This is a genomic window from Vibrio sp. 10N.286.52.F8 (assembly GCF_041468745.1).
Classification (GTDB): Bacteria; Pseudomonadota; Gammaproteobacteria; order Enterobacterales; family Vibrionaceae; genus Vibrio; species Vibrio crassostreae_C.
This window is the reverse complement of sequence record NZ_JBFRJF010000010.1, coordinates 32,924-50,484: the sequence shown is the minus strand read 5'-3', so window position 1 is coordinate 50,484 and position 17,561 is coordinate 32,924. Positions and strand designations below refer to the sequence as shown.

At 44.3% G+C, this 17,561-nt stretch carries 17 protein-coding genes; 9 read left to right on the top strand and 8 right to left on the bottom strand.

Annotated features, from left to right (window positions below):
- Positions 1 to 165: 165 nt before the first annotated feature.
- Positions 166 to 993, bottom strand: a complete 828-nt coding sequence (locus AB4133_RS04290; RefSeq protein WP_017061923.1) for an SDR family oxidoreductase — start codon at positions 991 to 993, stop codon at positions 166 to 168.
- 43 nt (positions 994 to 1,036) lie between these two features.
- On the bottom strand, positions 1,037 to 1,951 hold the full coding sequence (locus AB4133_RS04285) for a TIGR01777 family oxidoreductase (RefSeq protein WP_372224010.1): 915 nt from the start codon (positions 1,949 to 1,951) through the stop codon (positions 1,037 to 1,039).
- Between the two features lie 289 nt (positions 1,952 to 2,240).
- On the opposite strand from AB4133_RS04285, the gene AB4133_RS04280 reads away from it, so the two are divergent.
- From AB4133_RS04280 to yfcE, 5 genes are read left to right on the top strand one after another with little or no spacing between them, the layout of a single operon-like run.
- A complete protein-coding gene (locus tag AB4133_RS04280; protein ID WP_372224009.1) occupies positions 2,241 to 2,975 on the top strand; it encodes a DUF1538 family protein in 735 nt (244 codons plus the stop codon).
- Positions 2,972 to 3,766, top strand: coding sequence for a DUF1538 domain-containing protein (locus AB4133_RS04275; protein WP_372224008.1), 795 nt, complete (start codon positions 2,972 to 2,974; stop codon positions 3,764 to 3,766). The genes AB4133_RS04280 and AB4133_RS04275 overlap by 4 nt, the downstream gene beginning before the upstream one ends.
- Positions 3,756 to 4,106 carry a P-II family nitrogen regulator gene (locus AB4133_RS04270; RefSeq protein ID WP_017062207.1) on the top strand — a complete coding sequence of 117 codons (351 nt, stop codon included), beginning with the start codon at positions 3,756 to 3,758 and terminating at the stop codon, positions 4,104 to 4,106. Before AB4133_RS04275 ends, AB4133_RS04270 begins: the two co-directional genes overlap by 11 nt.
- Positions 4,103 to 4,510: a CBS domain-containing protein gene (locus AB4133_RS04265; protein WP_017062206.1), complete on the top strand. Its 408-nt coding sequence runs from the start codon at positions 4,103 to 4,105 to the stop codon at positions 4,508 to 4,510. The genes AB4133_RS04270 and AB4133_RS04265 overlap by 4 nt, the downstream gene beginning before the upstream one ends.
- Positions 4,511 to 4,557: 47 nt before the next feature.
- Positions 4,558 to 5,103 (top strand): phosphodiesterase, encoded by a 546-nt coding sequence (yfcE, locus tag AB4133_RS04260; RefSeq protein WP_017068995.1) that lies wholly within the window; start codon positions 4,558 to 4,560, stop codon positions 5,101 to 5,103.
- A 24-nt stretch (positions 5,104 to 5,127) separates the two neighbouring features.
- Here the strand turns inward: yfcE and AB4133_RS04255 are convergent, their stop codons facing one another.
- The 3 genes from AB4133_RS04255 to AB4133_RS04245 all read right to left on the bottom strand — a co-directional run bounded on the left by AB4133_RS04255 (position 5,128) and on the right by AB4133_RS04245 (position 7,012).
- Positions 5,128 to 5,448, bottom strand: a complete 321-nt coding sequence (locus AB4133_RS04255; protein WP_017062204.1) for a SelT/SelW/SelH family protein — start codon at positions 5,446 to 5,448, stop codon at positions 5,128 to 5,130.
- A gap of 135 nt (positions 5,449 to 5,583) precedes the next feature.
- Positions 5,584 to 6,099: a regulatory protein ToxS gene (locus AB4133_RS04250; RefSeq protein ID WP_017062203.1), complete on the bottom strand. Its 516-nt coding sequence runs from the start codon at positions 6,097 to 6,099 to the stop codon at positions 5,584 to 5,586.
- Position 6,100: 1 nt separating this feature from the next.
- Positions 6,101 to 7,012 (bottom strand): transcriptional regulator, encoded by a 912-nt coding sequence (locus tag AB4133_RS04245; RefSeq protein ID WP_017063403.1) that lies wholly within the window; start codon positions 7,010 to 7,012, stop codon positions 6,101 to 6,103.
- A 271-nt stretch (positions 7,013 to 7,283) separates the two neighbouring features.
- Here AB4133_RS04245 and htpG point away from each other — a divergent pair, with 271 nt between their 5' ends.
- From htpG to hemH, 3 genes are all read left to right on the top strand, one after another.
- Positions 7,284 to 9,188, top strand: coding sequence for a molecular chaperone HtpG (gene htpG / locus AB4133_RS04240; protein ID WP_017062201.1), 1,905 nt, complete (start codon positions 7,284 to 7,286; stop codon positions 9,186 to 9,188).
- A 389-nt stretch (positions 9,189 to 9,577) separates the two neighbouring features.
- Positions 9,578 to 10,222, top strand: coding sequence for an adenylate kinase (gene adk, locus AB4133_RS04235; RefSeq protein WP_017062200.1), 645 nt, complete (start codon positions 9,578 to 9,580; stop codon positions 10,220 to 10,222).
- Positions 10,223 to 10,499: 277 nt separating this feature from the next.
- Positions 10,500 to 11,462 carry a ferrochelatase gene (gene hemH / locus AB4133_RS04230; protein WP_017068992.1) on the top strand — a complete coding sequence of 321 codons (963 nt, stop codon included), beginning with the start codon at positions 10,500 to 10,502 and terminating at the stop codon, positions 11,460 to 11,462.
- Positions 11,463 to 11,552: 90 nt separating this feature from the next.
- Here hemH and AB4133_RS04225 read toward each other — a convergent pair whose 3' ends face one another.
- Positions 11,553 to 12,938 (bottom strand): peptide MFS transporter, encoded by a 1,386-nt coding sequence (locus tag AB4133_RS04225; RefSeq protein ID WP_102393253.1) that lies wholly within the window; start codon positions 12,936 to 12,938, stop codon positions 11,553 to 11,555.
- Between the two features lie 501 nt (positions 12,939 to 13,439).
- Here AB4133_RS04225 and rfaH point away from each other — a divergent pair.
- Complete coding sequence (gene rfaH / locus AB4133_RS04220) at positions 13,440 to 13,946, top strand: transcription/translation regulatory transformer protein RfaH (RefSeq protein ID WP_017068990.1); 507 nt, start codon at positions 13,440 to 13,442, stop codon at positions 13,944 to 13,946.
- A 78-nt stretch (positions 13,947 to 14,024) separates the two neighbouring features.
- Here the strand turns inward: rfaH and asnB are convergent, their stop codons facing one another.
- Positions 14,025 to 15,695: an asparagine synthase B gene (gene asnB, locus AB4133_RS04215; RefSeq protein WP_102320162.1), complete on the bottom strand. Its 1,671-nt coding sequence runs from the start codon at positions 15,693 to 15,695 to the stop codon at positions 14,025 to 14,027.
- A 235-nt stretch (positions 15,696 to 15,930) separates the two neighbouring features.
- On the bottom strand, positions 15,931 to 17,517 hold the full coding sequence (locus AB4133_RS04210) for a cation:proton antiporter family protein (RefSeq protein ID WP_017062195.1): 1,587 nt from the start codon (positions 17,515 to 17,517) through the stop codon (positions 15,931 to 15,933).
- Between the last annotated feature and the right edge of the window lie 44 nt (positions 17,518 to 17,561).

The window sequence follows — 17,561 nt, the reverse complement described above, 5'->3', positions numbered from 1 at the left end:
AGACCCACACCTACCCAATTAAGGCGGTTTAAAGTCATGAGATTTCCAGAGTAGAACCATCAATTGGGAATAACTGATGGGATAGGATAATCATGACATCTTATTGTTACGGAAAAATTACATCGTTACATTAAAGTTTGCGACTCTGCATTCAAAGTTAGTAATTTATGCAGCTTTTCTCAAAATAGGGTCTAGCAAGCGACTCGGTAGAATCCTTTTCAATACCGCGAACACTTTAGTCGGGGTCGTAACTCGGTATCTTAGCTTGGGTTTGTCGGCGGTGAGAGCATGGAATACCGGCTCAATACAACTTTCTGGAGGCAGGACAAAAGCGTTATTCGATGATTCTTTTTCGAGTCGATCTTTTTGTTGTTGGTAAGCGTCTTGGTGGGCGCTGCCAGAAATGTTGATCCATTTATTGAACGCTTTCAAGGCATTGGTTCTAAATTGAGTCTCAATTGGCCCTGGTTGCAGTAATGAGATCTGTATACCGCTGCCATGCAGTTCTAATCGTAAGGTATCTGTCCAACCCTCAATCGCGAATTTAGAAGCATTATAAGCACCACGATACTTCATGGCTGCAAAACCTAATACGGAACTGTTTTGTACGATTCGACCTTCGCCACGCTCGCGCATGTGCGGAAGGATCTGACAGACGAGATGATGCCAACCAAAGAAGTTGGTTTCGAATTGTTCTCTGAGTCCTTGGGTCGGTAAGTCTTCTAGTGCCCCTGCTTGACCGTAAGCACCGTTATTGAATAATCCATACAATCCATTAGGTGCGAGATCAATAGCAAGCTTGGCGCCATGCTCAATACTTTCTTGGTTGGAAAGATCTAATTGAATACAGGTGAGGCCTTCATCTTGAAGGCGTTGAACATCTTGTGGATCACGACAAGATGCAATGACATGAAAACCACGCTTTTGAAGTGCATGAGCACATGTATAGCCAATACCTGTTGAGCAACCGGTAATAAGAATCGACTTGTTCACACTTAATCCTTTATTAGAGTCTCTATCGCTCTAGGGTAAAGAATTAGTCTTGATGTTGTAACAAGTTTTTTAAGGCTGGTTCTATTCTTGAGTAACTAAAGATAAATCCCATTTCAGTGAGTTTCTTTGGTTTGGAACGAATGCTGTCAAAGAGTAGACAAGAAGATTCACCCATCAGAAGCGACATTGCCCATTTCGGCGTGAATAAGAAATGCGGTCGGCCTAATTGTTTCGCTAACGTGCTGCTGAACAGTTTGTTGGTCACAGGGTGAGGGGCACACATATTGAATTCCCCTTGAGCGTGAGGGATAGACAACAAGTGATTGATGGCTCTCACCATATCGAGAATGTGAATCCATGGCATGTACTGCTCACCTGAACCTATTGGACCACCGACGCCGAGTTTATAAGGCAATAGCATCTTCTTGAGTGCGCCGCCATTCTCGCCAAGTACAACCCCTGTTCGCAGTAGTATCACGCGTGTGCTTTCTGATTGTGCTCGCTTGGCTATCTCTTCCCAGTGGGCACAGACTTTATGAGGAAAGCTTTCATCTTCTACTTGCAGTGACTCGTCAAACGGGTGCTGCTGTTGATCGCCATAGTAGCCGACGGCTGAACCGCTAATAAAAGCGTGTGGCGGGTTGCTACTGGCATGAATTAGTTCGACCAGCTTTTCAGTGATGTGCCAGCGACTGTTACAGATCCTCTCTTTTTGCTCTGTACTCCAACGCTTATCGGCAATCGGTTCACCCGCGAGGTTGACCACCACATCAAAGTCATTGAGATCACTGAGCTCATCAAGGGATTGAATGTAATGAAGGTTGTTCTGGTTGAGGTGATTTAGGTTTTGCTTGGCATTTTCAGGACTCCGCGTCAGCAATGTCACGTCGTCAGTGTTCCAACTCTTGACCAATTCAGAGCCAATAAATCCAGTACCACCCGTTAACAATATCTTCATACCAATCTCCCTATTAAACATAATTATAGACATGGCTTGTTTTTAGTCGCCAATCAATACGAAAAAATCACTATAACGATCATAAGGTTTCAATCGTGTGATGCCCAAATTACGCCTTTTTCAATTTACAAAGGAGTGAAATTAAATTCATCAAGTCAGGATGTGTACCGTTATCACACTTATGCACTTTACTTGGATATGTTACCAACTGCGTAATATTTGTCACATAAGCAATGATAAGGATTTGCCATGATTATTATTAATTCATAACCAGCGACAAGGAATTGCGATGACGGCGGTGCTTGCTTTGTTTCGATCCATGTTAGGTAGCCTGAGGGATCTATTGCCAATCGTGGCGGTAATCGCTTTCTTCCAGCTTGCTGTCTTACAAGAGCCACTTCCTCATCTTTTATCTATTCTGATTGGCTTAGTGCTCGTCGTTTTTGGACTCACTTTCTTTATTTTTGGCCTTGAAATGGGGTTGTTTCCAATTGGCGAATCGATGGCTCAAGCATTTGCCAGAAAGGGGAGTGTGTTCTGGTTATTGATCTTCGCTTTTTGTTTGGGTTTTGGTACCACCATAGCCGAGCCAGCGTTAACCGCAGTCGCTGCCGAAGCCGCAGAAGTGGCAGCTGAGGGAGGTGTAATCCCCAATACGTTAGATGAAATGGAGCAGTATGCCAATGGCCTGCGCTTTACTGTGGCACTGTCAGTCGGTATCGCTATTTTACTCGGTGTGCTGAGAATCTTAAAAGGTTGGCCAATCCAATACATGATCATCGGTGGATATATTGGAGTGGTGGTGCTCACTGCATTTGCTCCGGAAAACATCATTGGAATTGCGTATGACTCTGGTGGAGTAACGACATCGACGATCACCGTCCCATTAGTAACTGCGTTAGGGGTGGGTTTAGCCTCGGCAATTAAAGGGCGTAATCCGATGATAGATGGTTTTGGGTTGATCGCGTTTGCTTCGTTGCTGCCGATGATGTTTGTCATGGTGTACGGGATGGTGGTGACATGATCAGTGTTCAACAATTTATCGACACCTTTCTCGGCACTGTGATGGATGTGATCCCGATTGCGATCATCATCTTCGGTTTTCAGTTGGCGGTATTACGAAAGCCAGTCAATAACCTAGCCAAAGTGCTGATCGGTTTCTTCTACGTCATTCTTGGCTTATCACTCTTTTTGATGGGATTGGAACTCGCGTTATTCCCTCTAGGGGAGACGATGGCAATGCAACTCACCGAGCCGAGTTTTTTGACTGAGTTTAAGATCAGTTCTGGTCTTGCTTTGGCTTGGTTTGATTATTACTGGGTCTATCTTTTCGCGTTTTGTATTGGTTTCAGCACCACGATAGCCGAGCCCTCTTTGATTGCTGTAGCGATTAAGGCGAACCAAGTTTCCGGTGGCAGTATCAGCGTCAATGGGCTGAGGATCGCCGTGGCATTGGGCGTTGCTATCGGTATCTCACTGGGCAGCTACCGTATCGTTGCGGGTGACCCGATCCACTACTACATCATTTTTGGTTATGTCGTCGTGGTCATTCAAACCTTTTACGCCCCAAAACTCATTATTCCATTGGCCTACGATTCGGGTGGCGTCACTACATCAACGGTGACAGTCCCTTTAGTGACGGCGCTCGGGCTTGGACTCGCTTCAACCGTACCAGGAAGAAACCCTGTTATTGATGGCTTTGGGTTGATCGCCTTTGCCAGCTTATTTCCCATCATTCCAGTGATGGGCTATGCCCAAATAACACAATGGTTAAACCGTTTACACACCTCTAAGGAGAGCAAAGATGCGCTTTAAACTTATCTTAGCGTTTGTAGAAGAGAGCAAGACCGACACTGTGCTCGATGCCGCGCGTGATGCGGGCGCGACTGGAGCAACGGTGATTAACAACGCCAGAGGGCAAGGCTTAAACCAAAAAACCACCTTCTTTGGCCTAACGCTAGAGGTACAAAAAGATGTGTTGCTGTTTGTGGTTGAGGAACACTTAGCGAGGCATATTCTTGAAACTATTGGCGAAGTCGGTGAGTTTGACCAGGAGTCAGGACAAGGTATAGCGGTGCAGATCGATATCGAAGACGCAGTCGGGGTTGCGCATCAAGTCGAGACGTTAACAAAGGTTGTGGAGGATGAGCTATGAGTACCAGTGAAAAGATCCGAGTAGGCGATGTCATGGCCAATACGTATGTGATTATCGATGGGCTAACCACGGTGTTAGAAGCGATAGAGATGGCTAAAAAGCACAAAGTGAAGGCAATCATTGTCGATAAACGCCACGAAGATGACGAATACGGTATCGTATTGATGAATGACATTGCCAAGAAAGTACTGGCTAAGAACCGATCTCCAAAGCGAACCAATGTTTATGAGATCATGACCAAGCCAGCGCTAAGCGTGTCTGCTGAGATGAACGTAAAGTATTGCGCTCGCTTGTTTGAACGCTTTGGTATCAGTCGTGCGCCAGTAGTTCGTGATAACAAGATAGTCGGTATGGTTAGTTACAATAATATCGTGATCAATGGTATGGCGAGAGATGACGTGTAGCATTTAGATACGTACAATAGGCTCATAAATTTTATGGAGAAGTACGTGTGAAATTATTTTTTGCTTCAGACCTACACGGTTCGCTGCCAGCAACAGAAAAGGTATTAGAACTCTACCAAGCATCTGGTGCGCAATATTTAGTTCTATTGGGTGACATTCTGAATCATGGACCAAGAAATCCGATTCCAGAAGGATACAACCCGCCGGCGGTTGCAGATAAGTTGAATGCGTTTTCTCAAGAGATCATTGCCGTTCGTGGTAACTGCGATAGCGAAGTGGATCAGATGTTGTTGTCTTTTCCAATGATGATGGATTACTCGTGGGTGCTATTAGAATCAGGCCAGCGTATCTTCCTAACGCATGGCCATTTGTACAACACCAATAAACGCCCTGCGTTGAAGGCGGGCGATATCATTGCACACGGTCATACCCATATTCCTGTCGCCGAATACCAAGATGACATCTTTATCTTTAACCCTAGCTCGGTGACATTCCCACGAGAGGGACACGCGGCAAGCTATGGCATCTATGAAAACAATACCTTCAAAGTCATTAGTCTTGAAGGTGATGTTCTCGTGAGTGGTCAGCTTTAAATCATTGGATCGGCTGTGAAAGGCTTATTTTGAGTCCACGTGGCCGAGATCTCTGTCTGGAGCAATGATGTTTCGTACTCTTTGCTTCAGAACTTTCGCCTCTGGAAAACCGTCATCTGCTTTTCTTTCCCAAATCTGCACACCATTACAAAAGATTTCGAACCTGCCTCCTGTGTCTGGGTGTAAGCTCACTTGTTCAATTTCTTCGCTGAAGGTATGCAGTAGCTCTTGGCATAACCAACTAGAGCGAAGCATCCAATTGCATTGACGGCAATAGTGTATCGCGATTGTGGCTTTTGTTGCTGTCTCTTTCGCTGGCGCCAGATTAGGTTGTTCCGTTTTCATGGTTAATCCTTAAAATGCTACATCCGTAATTTGATACCAACGGCTAACAAAAAAGGGGCTTCATGCCCCTTTTTTCTATTGGTTTACCGTTTCATGGTATTCAGCTATTCATAAACAGTAAATAGCGATCCAATCTTAGTTTGAAAACAATACGGTAGAACCATGATTTAAGCTAGTCAGTAGCAGTGCCTTCGGGTTAACAATATCTATGCGGCGGCTTTGCTCTGCGTTCATCTTAATGACTTGAGTGATCAGCTCTAGCTGTTCTTCTGAAAAGTCTTGGCGCTGAGCCGAGGTCACATCTTTAAACTCCGTTGGCGAAACCAGTAAGTAGTTATCGTTAATATCCCACTGACCCGTTTCAGAGATGTTGATGACATTCGCAGGCTCAGTTTGATTACCGTAAAGTCTAACCACTGACATTCTTAAATATGTACCATTTGGTAGGTATTTCGCATTCGATGATAGTTCAACTCTACGAAGTGGGCCGATTGAGTCAGCTTGCTTGTTATCGCTAATCAGCGTCACCATTCTCGACTGCCATTCATGCTGAGTGAGCAAGCGCTCTACTTTTGCATTGCTGCTCCAATATAGCCAACCACTCAAAAATGCCGATAGAACCAGTAAGATAATCGATACTTTTAATTTCATGTTACTTACCACCGTTACAAATGTCGTTTACATCCGACTGGTTTGCGTAAATTCTTAGGGTTACATTTTCGCTCGAGTAATCTTGCGGGTGAATGTAATTGAGGGCAAGGTTATTGGTTTGTCCTCCTGTAGCGATCACTTCAGCCGGCTTTAACACACCAGTGTGACTCGTGTTGTAACTTAATACACACTTTTCTATTGCTGGCAGCCAACTGCTGAGGTCTGGGTGGTTAACCGGTGATTGAACCTTTACACCATCCACTTCAGTCAAAACCGTGAACTCGGACTCCACCGGGGTAGTAAACGTTAAAACGAGAATCGGCATGATGAAAGCGGCAAGCAGTAACCAAAATGTTAACCATTTATTGGTGCTTTTAGCCGGAGCTACAACAGGAGCGGTTGCTGGTTCTACTGCCACTTTAGTTTGTTGAACTTTTGTAATTGGCTCAGGTTCAAATGTGTCAGTGATTGCTTGTTCAGTCGCTGCAGGCGTTGCAAACGTTAGGATAGGTTCAACGTCATTTTCTGCAATTTCAGCGGCTACTGGCTGATCATTTGATGACAGTGGCGCAGAGCGCTCAACGGTCGCAATAAATTGGTAACCGCGCTTCGGTACTGTCTTTACGAATTCAGGAGATTTAGTCGAGTCTTTGAGCATCTTTCTCAGAGTCGATACGGCTTGCGTTAAGCTTGAGTCATCCACCTCAAAGCCTTGGTCTCGCCAAACATACTCATGCAATTCATTACGAGTGATAACTTCATTAGGCCTTTCTGACAGCATCAAGAGAATGCGGCTTTCATTGCTACCAAGACGTACGACTTCACCGTCGCTCATTTGATCGACAAGTGAATTGCTGTTTGGGTCGAATACGAACCGTTGTGCGAGAATAAACTTTGTGCCGATATTACTCATTGAATTCTTCTATTTTGGATTGTTTTGGGGGGCGAAATAGACAAATCTCAGGTGAAGTTCCGTTAATTCTTCACCAAATCATGGCTTATTTTATGTTCTTTTATATTTATCAGGCTCAAGGATAATAAAAACAGATAAAAAAAACAGTGTTTTTATGATTTTTGACCTTGAATTTACATTTGTCATCCTCATGTTAATGAACAGAAGAGTGGCATCAAGTGTTACGCCCCTATGATTATTCAACATAAAGTATAGATGTTTTGGAGTAAAAATGAGCGAAACGGCAACGCAAAATAAAGAGACTCGTGGCTTTCAATCTGAAGTAAAACAACTACTTCATCTAATGATTCACTCACTGTATTCAAATAAAGAAATCTTTCTACGTGAGCTGATCTCTAACGCATCTGACGCGGCTGATAAGCTTCGTTTTCAAGCTCTATCGAACGGTGACCTTTACCAAGGTGATGCAGATCTAGGTGTAAAACTTTCATTCAACGCGGAAGCAAACACGTTAACCATTTCTGATAACGGTATCGGTATGAGCCGCGACAACGTTATTGAGCATTTAGGTACGATTGCTAAGTCAGGCACTGCAGACTTTTTCTCAAAGCTGTCTGAAGACCAAAGCAAAGATTCTCAACTGATTGGTCAATTTGGTGTGGGTTTCTATTCTGCATTCATCGTTGCAGACGCGGTAACGGTTCGCACACGTGCAGCTGGCCTGCCGAACAATGAAGCTGTTCAGTGGCACTCTGCAGGTGAAGGCGATTACACAATCGAAGACATCACTAAAGAGTCTCGTGGTACTGACATCGTTCTGCACATGCGTGAAGACGGTAAAGAGTTCTTAAATGAGTGGCGTCTGCGTGAAGTGATTGGTAAATATTCTGACCACATCGGTATTCCTGTTTCTATCTTCACAGCAGTGAAAGATGACGAAGGTAAAGACACCGAAGAGAAACATTGGGAACAGATCAACAAGGCGCAAGCACTTTGGACTCGTAACAAGTCTGATATCGAGAAAGAAGAGTACCAAGAGTTTTACAAACACGTATCTCACGACTTTGCTGATCCACTAACCTGGAGCCACAACAAGGTTGAAGGTAAGAACGATTACACAAGCCTGCTTTACATCCCAGCGAAAGCACCTTGGGACATGATGAACCGTGACCACAAGAGTGGCTTGAAACTTTACGTGCAGCGTGTATTCATCATGGATGACGCAGAGCAGTTCATGCCATCTTACATGCGTTTCGTTCGTGGCTTGATTGACTCAAACGATCTGCCATTGAACGTGTCTCGTGAAATCCTGCAAGACAACAAGGTAACTCAGTCTCTTCGTGGCGCATGTACCAAGCGTGTACTGACTATGCTTGAGCGCATGGCGAAGAATGACAATGATAAGTACCTAGAGTTTTGGAAAGAGTTCGGCCTAGTATTGAAAGAAGGCCCGGCTGAAGATATGGCGAACAAAGAGAAGATCGCTGGTCTACTTCGTTTCTCGTCAACGGAAGTGGATTCTGCTGAACAAACCATCAGCCTAGAATCTTACGTTGAGCGCATGAAAGAAGGCCAAGATAAGATTTACTACCTGACAGCAGATAGCTACGCTGCCGCTAAGAACAGCCCACACTTGGAGCAGTTCAAAGCTAAAGGTATTGAAGTGGTTCTAATGTACGATCGTATTGATGAGTACGTAATGAACTACCTGACTGACTTCGACGGTAAACAGTTCCAATCGATCACTAAAGCAGGCTTAGACCTAAGCAAGTTTGAAGGTGAAGAAGAGAAAGAGAAGCAAAAAGAGACAGAAGAAGAGTTCAAATCTGTTGTTGAGCGTACTCAATCTTACCTAGGTGGTCGTGTTAAAGAAGTTCGTACGACCTTCAAGCTAGCAACAACACCTGCGGTTGTTGTGACTGACGACTTCGAAATGGGCACGCAAATGGCGAAGCTTCTTGAAGCTGCGGGTCAAGCGGCACCGGAAGTGAAGTACATCTTCGAGATTAACCCTGAGCACGCACTGGTTAAACAGATGGCTGACGAAGCAGACGAGCAAGCGTTTGGTCGTTGGGTTGAGTTGCTACTTGGTCAAGCGATGCTGGCTGAAAAGGGCTCAATGGAAGATCCGTCACAATTCTTGGGTGCAATCAACGAGCTACTAACAAAGCGTTAGTCTTTCGACTTTAGGTTAAGCCAACAATTACAATAAAAAGCTCGCAAATGCGGGCTTTTTTTATGAACGTCGTTGAAAATTGACCTAACGTGGTCAACGTCACCGTTATCGTCACAACAAATGTTGTCGATGCATTCTTTAGTCGTAAATTCAGCCAAATTGAATATTAATGTGATAGAATGCTCGACCTAATCAGCTGGGGCTAAGAAGCAACTATCTCCAGTTGTATGATTTTTTAAACGTTATACCGAAACTTACCGTTTTGCTTCTGTTCACAGTTTTGCTTAGCCTCAATGGTTACTTAACGCTTTCTGTTCATCCTAAAAATGAGCAAGAATGGAGGGATAGTGAGCTTCGGTATAAATCATAATTTTATAAGAGGATTAAACATGCGCATCATTCTTCTAGGTGCTCCTGGCGCGGGTAAAGGTACTCAAGCTAACTTCATCATGAACAAATTTGGTATCCCTCAAATTTCAACTGGTGACATGCTACGTGCTGCTATCAAAGCGGGTACTGAGCTTGGTAAGCAAGCAAAATCAGTAATCGACGCTGGTCAGCTAGTTTCTGATGAAATTATCCTTGGTCTTATCAAAGAGCGTATCGCTCAAGATGACTGTGAGAAAGGTTTCCTACTAGACGGTTTCCCACGCACAATCCCACAAGCTGATGGCCTAAAAGAAATGGGCATCGCTGTTGATTACGTTGTTGAATTTGACGTAGCTGACGATGTGATTGTTGAGCGTATGGCTGGTCGTCGTGCTCACCTTCCTTCTGGTCGTACATACCACACTGTGTACAATCCGCCTAAAGAAGAAGGTAAAGATGACGTAACGGGTGAAGACCTAGTGGTACGTGATGACGACAAAGAAGAAACAGTTCGTGCACGTCTAGGTGTATACCACGATCAAACAGCTCCGCTAATCTCTTACTACGGTAAAGAAGCTGAAGCAGGTAACACTCAGTACCTTAAGTTTGACGGTACTAAGCAAGTTGCTGAAGTTAGTGCAGAACTTGAGAAAGCACTAGCATAATTGGCTAACAGCCAGTTTTAGAATTTGATATATTGGAAGCGACCTTAAGGGTCGCTTTTTTTGTTTCAATTTTTAGTACGATACCAATCTATATAACTTGATTGCACATGATTCAGAACGGTTCAGACCCGACGGCAGTGGCTAGCAATTGAGAGTGGATTTTGTGTATCTCATATGAAGAATGATTATTCAGACTTTCATTGAGGCGCAATGATCTTAAACTTATGCAGATTAGTATATTACTTTCCAGAAAATCACATATTGGTCTCAGGTATCTATGGAAAATAATAAAAAGCAGGGCGTTTTACTGGTGAACTTAGGAACGCCAGATGCGGCGACCCCCGCTGGCGTTCGTCGATTTTTGAGTGAATTCTTACACGACAAGCGAGTTGTAAACCTAACGCGTTGGCTTTGGTGTCCTATATTACATGGCGTGATTTTACCGATTCGCTCGCCTAAAGTTGCTAAGCTGTATCAGTCTGTCTGGATGGATGAGGGCTCACCACTGCTTGTGTACTCTCAAAGACAAGCTGAAAAGCTCCAGAAAAAACTAGAGATGCCTGTTGCACTGGGTATGACCTATGGCAACCCAAGCCTAAAGACTGGTGTTGAGCAACTGATGGAGCAGGGCGTTGAGGACATCATCGTACTGCCTCTGTATCCGCAGTACTCTGGCACAACCACAGCGGCGGTTTCTGATGGTTTGACCAAAGCCTTTAAGCAGATGCCAGTTATCCCGAGCTATCGCTTTATTCGCGACTACTACGCGCACCCAAGCTATGCAAAAGCATTGGCTGAAAGCGTCCGCAGTCATTGGGATAAAAATGGCAGAGCCGATCATTTAGTGTGTTCTTTCCACGGTATTCCGAAGCGACTGGCTGATGAAGGCGATATCTACCCTCAGCATTGTGAAGCGACAACAAAGCTGCTTGCGGCAGAGTTAGGTTTGTTAGCGGACGATATCACCATGACATACCAATCGCGATTTGGTCGAGAAGAGTGGTTGAAGCCATACACTGACGAGACACTTGAGTCACTGCCGAGTAAAGGCATCAAGAAGATCGACATCATGGCACCTGCCTTTTCGGTTGACTGTTTGGAAACGTTGGAAGAGATTTCAGACCAGTGTAAAGAGACGTTCATTGACGCTGGTGGTTCGGACTTTAGCTACATTATGTGTCTGAACGACAGAGACTCACACATCGACATGATGGCTGAACTAGTGGCGCTTCATCGCTAACTGATATGGCGATTGAATAGATAACAAAAGGGCTGCTCATTGAGCAGCCCTTTTTGATCTTGATGTTTCTTCTTGAAATCGATCTAGCTATTAAGCGACCGAAGTTTCTGCTTTTGGTTCTGCTTCAAGCGTCATGTTGGTTTCTACACCATGCATCCATGATACAAGCTTACCAGCACAAAGCAGCAGTAATATGGCACTCACCGTTGCTGTGATAGCAATACCACTGAAGATTGACATAGCACCAAGCTCACCAACGTGAGAACCGACCAGGCCTGCCACGTAGTTTGCCACCGCATTGAAGCCAAACCATGCACCCATCATCAATGATGCTAGGCGAAGTGGAGCTAACTTAGTGACCAACGACAGGCCAATAGGCGATAGACAAAGCTCACCAAGGGTATGGAAGAAGAAAGCACCGACTAGCCATAGCATTGATGTTTTCACGGTTAGGTCACCGCCTTGCTCCATTACCGCGCCCATCATGCACACAAAGCCCAGTGCTAAGAAGAACAATGCCATTGCAAACTTAACAGGAGAGTTGGGTTCACGCTTACCCAGTTTCACCCAGAACGCAGCAATGATTGGAGCAAGTGTAATGATGAAGAATGGGTTCAAAGATTGGAACCACGCAGCAGGAACTTCAAAGCCACCAATCATACGGTCAGTATATTGTTGAGTGTAGATGTTCATTAGGCCGCCAGCTTGTTCAAAGCCCGCCCAGAAAACAATCACGAACAGACCCATGATAAGAATCACTTTTAGTCTGTCGAACTCTTCTTTGGTCAGTGGCGCTTTTTCTTTAGATTTGTTTAGTGCTTTCGCTCTTGCAGCAGCAGGTACAGAACCGATGTTGCCCAACCAAGACTGAGCCATTGTCACTTGCATGATCAAGCTAATAACCATACCAATACCAGCGGCTAGGAAACCTGCTTTCCAACCGAATGAATCGACAGCAGCACCTGAAATTAAGCCACCAAGCAGCGCACCTAAGTTGATGCCCATGTAGAAAATGGTGAAAGCACCGTCACGGCGGTTATCGCCTTCTTGGTACAGATCGCCAACCATGGTTGAGATGTTCGGCTTAAACATACCGTTACCACTGATTAGCAGAGCTAAACCAAGGTACAGCGCGTTCACTTGGTCTAAACCGATGAAGCCGTTAGGTAGAGCCATTGTAAATTGGCCAAGTGCCATCAATACACCGCCAATCATAATTGATTTACGCTGACCTAGGTAGTTATCGGCAATCCAGCCACCAATTAATGGTGTGATATAGACTAAGCCGGTGTAAATACCGTAGAGATCGAGTGCGTCTTTCGTTGACCAACCCAGTCCACCGTTGAGGGTAGTGTCAGTCAAAAATAAGACAAGGATGGCACGCATCGCATAGTAAGAGAAACGTTCCCATAGCTCTGTGCTAAAAAGTAGAAATAGGCCTCTAGGGTGGCCAAAGATGTTGTGGTTGCTTGGCATAAGTTTTACTAATTTTAGGTATTAAAAGATTTTATAGTCATTCATGTATACACAGTGGGATAAAAGTCTGCAATAGACTTATTTTATGGTCACGACAACTTGGTTTAACTAAGATGTTGATATTAAATATCTTTATTTTTAATGTTGCCCATTTTAGATGTGCTGCAAACTAATTTTCCAGATTTGAGTTGGTTGGTTAATAACCTTCATTAAAGTTGTGTTGAATTAAAATCTTTAGATATATTGCTCTGGTGTATCATTTTGAGTTTTAAGGGAGTGGCATGCGCATTAGGTGGGGCATACATATGCTTACAACAATGAGTCTTTTGATCTCTAAATGATCTCTGTACAATGCTTAACCACTCCGACACCTATAACTTTTTGTTGATAAATTGGTCTGCTACGCATTATTTTTCGTTAGCAACGATTCATTTTATTAATGGTGATTTAACCGTTTTAGGCATGTGGTAAAATATCTAAAAATATAAAATGGCTAGTCAAATGAAACGTTGGTATTTGCTTTACTGTAAGCGTGGTGATCAAAAACGCGCTCAGCAGCACTTAGAGAATCAGGGGGTAGAGTGCTTTTACCCTCAAATAGAAGTCGAAAAGGTGGTGAGAGGGAAAGAAAAGCAGGTCAAAGAACCGCTGTTTCCGTCTTACATCTTTGTTCGCTTCGACTATGAGCAAGGTCCTAGCTTCACGACCGTTCGTTCAACACGTGGCGTTGTGGACTTTATTAAGTTCGGTTCACTGCCGCACGAGGTCCAAGGAGACTTGGTGTTTGAACTTAAAGAGTTTGAGAAGTGCTGCAGTAACGAAGTGGAAGATTGTTGTGTTGAGTTTGAATCTGGACAGGTAGTTAAGATTCAGAGTGGCCAATTTGCTGGGGTTGAAGCTATTTTCGATCAGAAAGACGGTGAGGCTCGATCGATTATGCTGGTGAAAATGATCAGCCAAGTCGTTCCAATCAGTATTGAGAACGAAGCACTACAAGCTCGCGCATAACTGCAGTAATAAAAATAGGCTTAAAACAAAAGGCGCATAATGCGCCTTTTTTAGTCTTTAGGATTTGTTCAAAACGCTCTAAGCGTTGTAAGCATCGTTGTGAACGGCTTGTACTGCACGGCCTGATGGGTCGACACAGTTTTTGAATGACTCATCCCACTCAATCGCTTTCGCTGATGAACAAGCAACTGAAGGACCACCAGGTACACACTCTGCCGCAGATTCTAGAGGGAATAGCTCCTCAAAGATTTCACGGTAAGCATAACCTTCTTTGGTTGTTGGCGTGTTGTAAGGGAAACGGAACTTAGCAGCTTCCATTTGTTGATCCGTTACTTTTGCTTCAGCCGTTGCTTTCAATGTATCAATCCAATCGTAGCCAACACCATCAGAGAACTGCTCTTTTTGACGCCATGCGATTGAATCTGGTAGGTAGTCTTCAAAACACTCACGCAGGATGTGTTTCTCCATCTTACCGTTACCGCACATCTTATCTTCAGGGTTCAGACGCATTGCGACATCGATGAACTCTTTATCCAAGAATGGTACACGGCCTTCAACACCCCATGCCGCTAGCGATTTGTTTGCACGAGCACAGTCGAACATGCTTAGAGCAAGCAGTTTACGTACTGTCTCTTCGTGGAACTCTTTCGCGTTTGGCGCTTTATGGAAGTACAGGTAACCACCAAAGATTTCATCAGCACCTTCACCTGAAAGTACCATCTTGATGCCCATCGCTTTGATCTTACGAGCCAGCAAGTACATTGGCGTTGATGCACGAATCGTCGTTACATCGTAAGTTTCGATATGGTAGATAACGTCACGGATTGCGTCTAGGCCTTCCTGAATAGTGTAAGTCATCTCATGGTGCACAGTTCCGATCTTGTCCGCAACTTCACGAGCAGCGATAAGGTCTGGTGCGCCTTCAAGACCAACAGCGAACGAGTGCAGTTGTGGCCACCAAGCTTCAGATTGCTCATCATCTTCGATACGCATTGCCGCAAAGCGTTTTGCAACTGCTGAAGTAATTGATGAATCCAGGCCACCAGATAGAAGTACACCGTAAGGAACGTCAGTCATTAGTTGACGTTTAACGGCTGCTTCTAGCGCTTCAGTCAGTTCTTCTTTGCTTGTGCTGTTGCCTTGTACCGCAGCGTACTCGTTCCAATCGCGGATGTAGTAGCGTTGAGGTTCAGCATCTTTCGAAGAGTAGAAGCTACCTGGAGGGAATTCACTGATCGTCTTACATACTTCAACCAATGCTTTCATCTCTGAAGCCACGTAGTAGTTGCCGTGCTCATCGTAACCTTGGTAAAGCGGGATGATACCAATATGGTCGCGGCCCACTAGGTACTCGTCTTTCTCTTCGTCGTATAAAACGAATGCGAAAATACCGTTAAGCTCTTCTAGAAGGTCTGCACCCATCTCTTGGTATAGCGCTAGGATAACTTCACAGTCAGAATCAGTCTGGAACTGGTACTTATCTTCATAGCGTGCACGAAGTTCTTTGTGGTTATAAATTTCACCGTTTACTGCAAGAATGTGCTTTTTGTCTTGACTGTATAGTGGTTGAGCACCACTGTTCAAGCCAACAATAGCAAGACGTTCATGAGCAAGGATTGCTTTTTCACCAGCATAGATACCAGACCAGTCTGGACCACGGTGACGAAGCTTCTTAGACATTTCTAAAGCAATAGGGCGAAGTGTTGCGGCATCACTTTTAATGTCGAGAATGCCAAATACTGAACACATAGAACTTCCTTTTAAATAATTTCCAAATCAACTGCATTCAATTTGCCATTCTGGGTAAAAAAAGCAACCGGATGTGAGCAAAAAAATAATATAAAGGGTGTTCTGTTAGAAATTATCTAATTTTTATGTGCTTTTGGTGTGTGATGTTTAATTGCGGTTGGTTTTTTAAACAAAAACCTCTCAAAAGTGCGAAAAATAGGCAGTTTTGAGAGGTTTAGTTGAACACTGTCTAATACTAGATTTTATTGATATTTGGATTTAACTGTTCGCAAACGTGGCGAGCAAAACCACTACCAGCCTCGCTGTAAATGTTAAATGCCGCATCAACGCCATTCTCTTTCAGTGTTTCGAGTTGATCGGGATATTCAGCAATAGCCGCAATTTGGCCTTTAAAGTTACGTGACTTTAATTGTTCTAAAGCGGTTTGATTACCTTGGTGGTGAGGCATTGCCAAAATCACCAGCTTTACGTTTGCTGTATCTAGAATTCGCTCCCAGAAATCTGGGTCAGTCGCGTCGCCAGAAATCACGTTTCTGCCTTGGCTTCTGTGGTTGTGCGCGGCTTCTTCACGCACTTCTACACCTAGGCTGACCTTGCCATAGCGAGTACGTAATTCGTCATAAGCACCGGTACCAATTCGGCCCATACCTAGAATAAGCACTTGGGCACGACCAGGGTCAATTCGCTTATCACGTCGGTGAAGCTTTTCTGACGCATGCTCTTTTAGCCATTTACCTGACTGCTGATAAAGCTTATGACCAGCTCGGTTTAAAGGAGCAGCGATTAGAAAAGACAGTGAAACTGCAATGGCAACGGCAACTAAGATATCACCCGACATCCAACCCATCTTGAAGGCGAGACCACCAACGATGAGGCCAAACTCGCTATAGTTAAACAGTGATAGCGAGGCAAGTAGAGACGTTCGAACACGGAACTTGAAGCGGTTGAGTACCAAGAAGTAGAGAACACCTTTCACTGGCAGCATCAGCAAGAACAAGATTGCGAGCATAAAGCCTTGAATGGTTGGTTGCTCTGACAGACCAATATTCAAGAAGAAACAGACAAGGAAAAGTTCTTTAAGGTTAAACAGCGACTTTGATAATTCTGAGGCTTTTGGGTGACCAGCAAGTAACATACCTAGAACAAGAGCCCCCAAATCTGGTTTCACACCAACCAAATGGAATAAACCAGCACCGACGACTAATGCGAAGAAGATGCCGGAAAGAACCAGCATCTCACCGTGACCAACCCAATCGAGCACTTTGTAGAACAGTGGGCGTAATAAGGGTAGGGCAAACAGAGCAATTGCATACCACTCAGGTATTTTGCCCGTAGAAGCCGTTAAGAATACTACGGCGAAGATATCCTGCATGACCAAGATACCAATCGCTAACGTTCCGTAGGTCGCATTCATTTCGCCTTTCTCTTGCAGAGTCTTAACCGCAAATACAGTACTAGAGAATGAAAGAGCAAAACCGAGCAGAACGATCTGTTCTACCGACATGGCAGCTAGCGATGAAATACCTAAGAACTTAAAGCCAAACAGGGCGACGGCGAAAAACAGAGTGGACAAAAGGTTGTGGATTGTCGCGCCAGCCCAGATCTCTTTAGAGAGTAGGGTTTTGATATCGAGCTTTAAGCCGATAGTAAATAGAAGCAGCGTGACACCAAGGTCAGCTAAAGTAATGATGGTGTCATTGGTTTCAAAGCCAAAGGCAAAAAGCCCAAAGCCTGCAACCAAAAAACCAACTAATGGGGGAAGGTGACACTTTAAAGCAATAAATCCTGCGATAAACGCAGTGGATATTAATATAAGTTCCATAACTTGTTGTTGTAGTTCCCTAGCTTAAAAAAACGGGCCGTGTT

Coding starts and splice junctions, on each gene's coding strand:
- asnB (WP_102320162.1), bottom strand. CDS start 15,695: ATGTGTTCAGTATTTGGCATTCTCGACATTAAAAGTGATGCCGCAACA.
- AB4133_RS04275 (WP_372224008.1), top strand. CDS start 2,972: ATGATCAGTGTTCAACAATTTATCGACACCTTTCTCGGCACTGTGATG.
- AB4133_RS04270 (WP_017062207.1), top strand. CDS start 3,756: ATGCGCTTTAAACTTATCTTAGCGTTTGTAGAAGAGAGCAAGACCGAC.
- htpG (WP_017062201.1), top strand. CDS start 7,284: ATGAGCGAAACGGCAACGCAAAATAAAGAGACTCGTGGCTTTCAATCT.
- AB4133_RS04250 (WP_017062203.1), bottom strand. CDS start 6,099: ATGAAATTAAAAGTATCGATTATCTTACTGGTTCTATCGGCATTTTTG.
- AB4133_RS04245 (WP_017063403.1), bottom strand. CDS start 7,012: ATGAGTAATATCGGCACAAAGTTTATTCTCGCACAACGGTTCGTATTC.
- AB4133_RS04280 (WP_372224009.1), top strand. CDS start 2,241: ATGACGGCGGTGCTTGCTTTGTTTCGATCCATGTTAGGTAGCCTGAGG.
- hemH (WP_017068992.1), top strand. CDS start 10,500: ATGGAAAATAATAAAAAGCAGGGCGTTTTACTGGTGAACTTAGGAACG.
- AB4133_RS04210 (WP_017062195.1), bottom strand. CDS start 17,517: ATGGAACTTATATTAATATCCACTGCGTTTATCGCAGGATTTATTGCT.
- AB4133_RS04265 (WP_017062206.1), top strand. CDS start 4,103: ATGAGTACCAGTGAAAAGATCCGAGTAGGCGATGTCATGGCCAATACG.
- rfaH (WP_017068990.1), top strand. CDS start 13,440: ATGAAACGTTGGTATTTGCTTTACTGTAAGCGTGGTGATCAAAAACGC.
- AB4133_RS04255 (WP_017062204.1), bottom strand. CDS start 5,448: ATGAAAACGGAACAACCTAATCTGGCGCCAGCGAAAGAGACAGCAACA.
- AB4133_RS04285 (WP_372224010.1), bottom strand. CDS start 1,951: ATGAAGATATTGTTAACGGGTGGTACTGGATTTATTGGCTCTGAATTG.
- adk (WP_017062200.1), top strand. CDS start 9,578: ATGCGCATCATTCTTCTAGGTGCTCCTGGCGCGGGTAAAGGTACTCAA.
- AB4133_RS04225 (WP_102393253.1), bottom strand. CDS start 12,938: ATGCCAAGCAACCACAACATCTTTGGCCACCCTAGAGGCCTATTTCTA.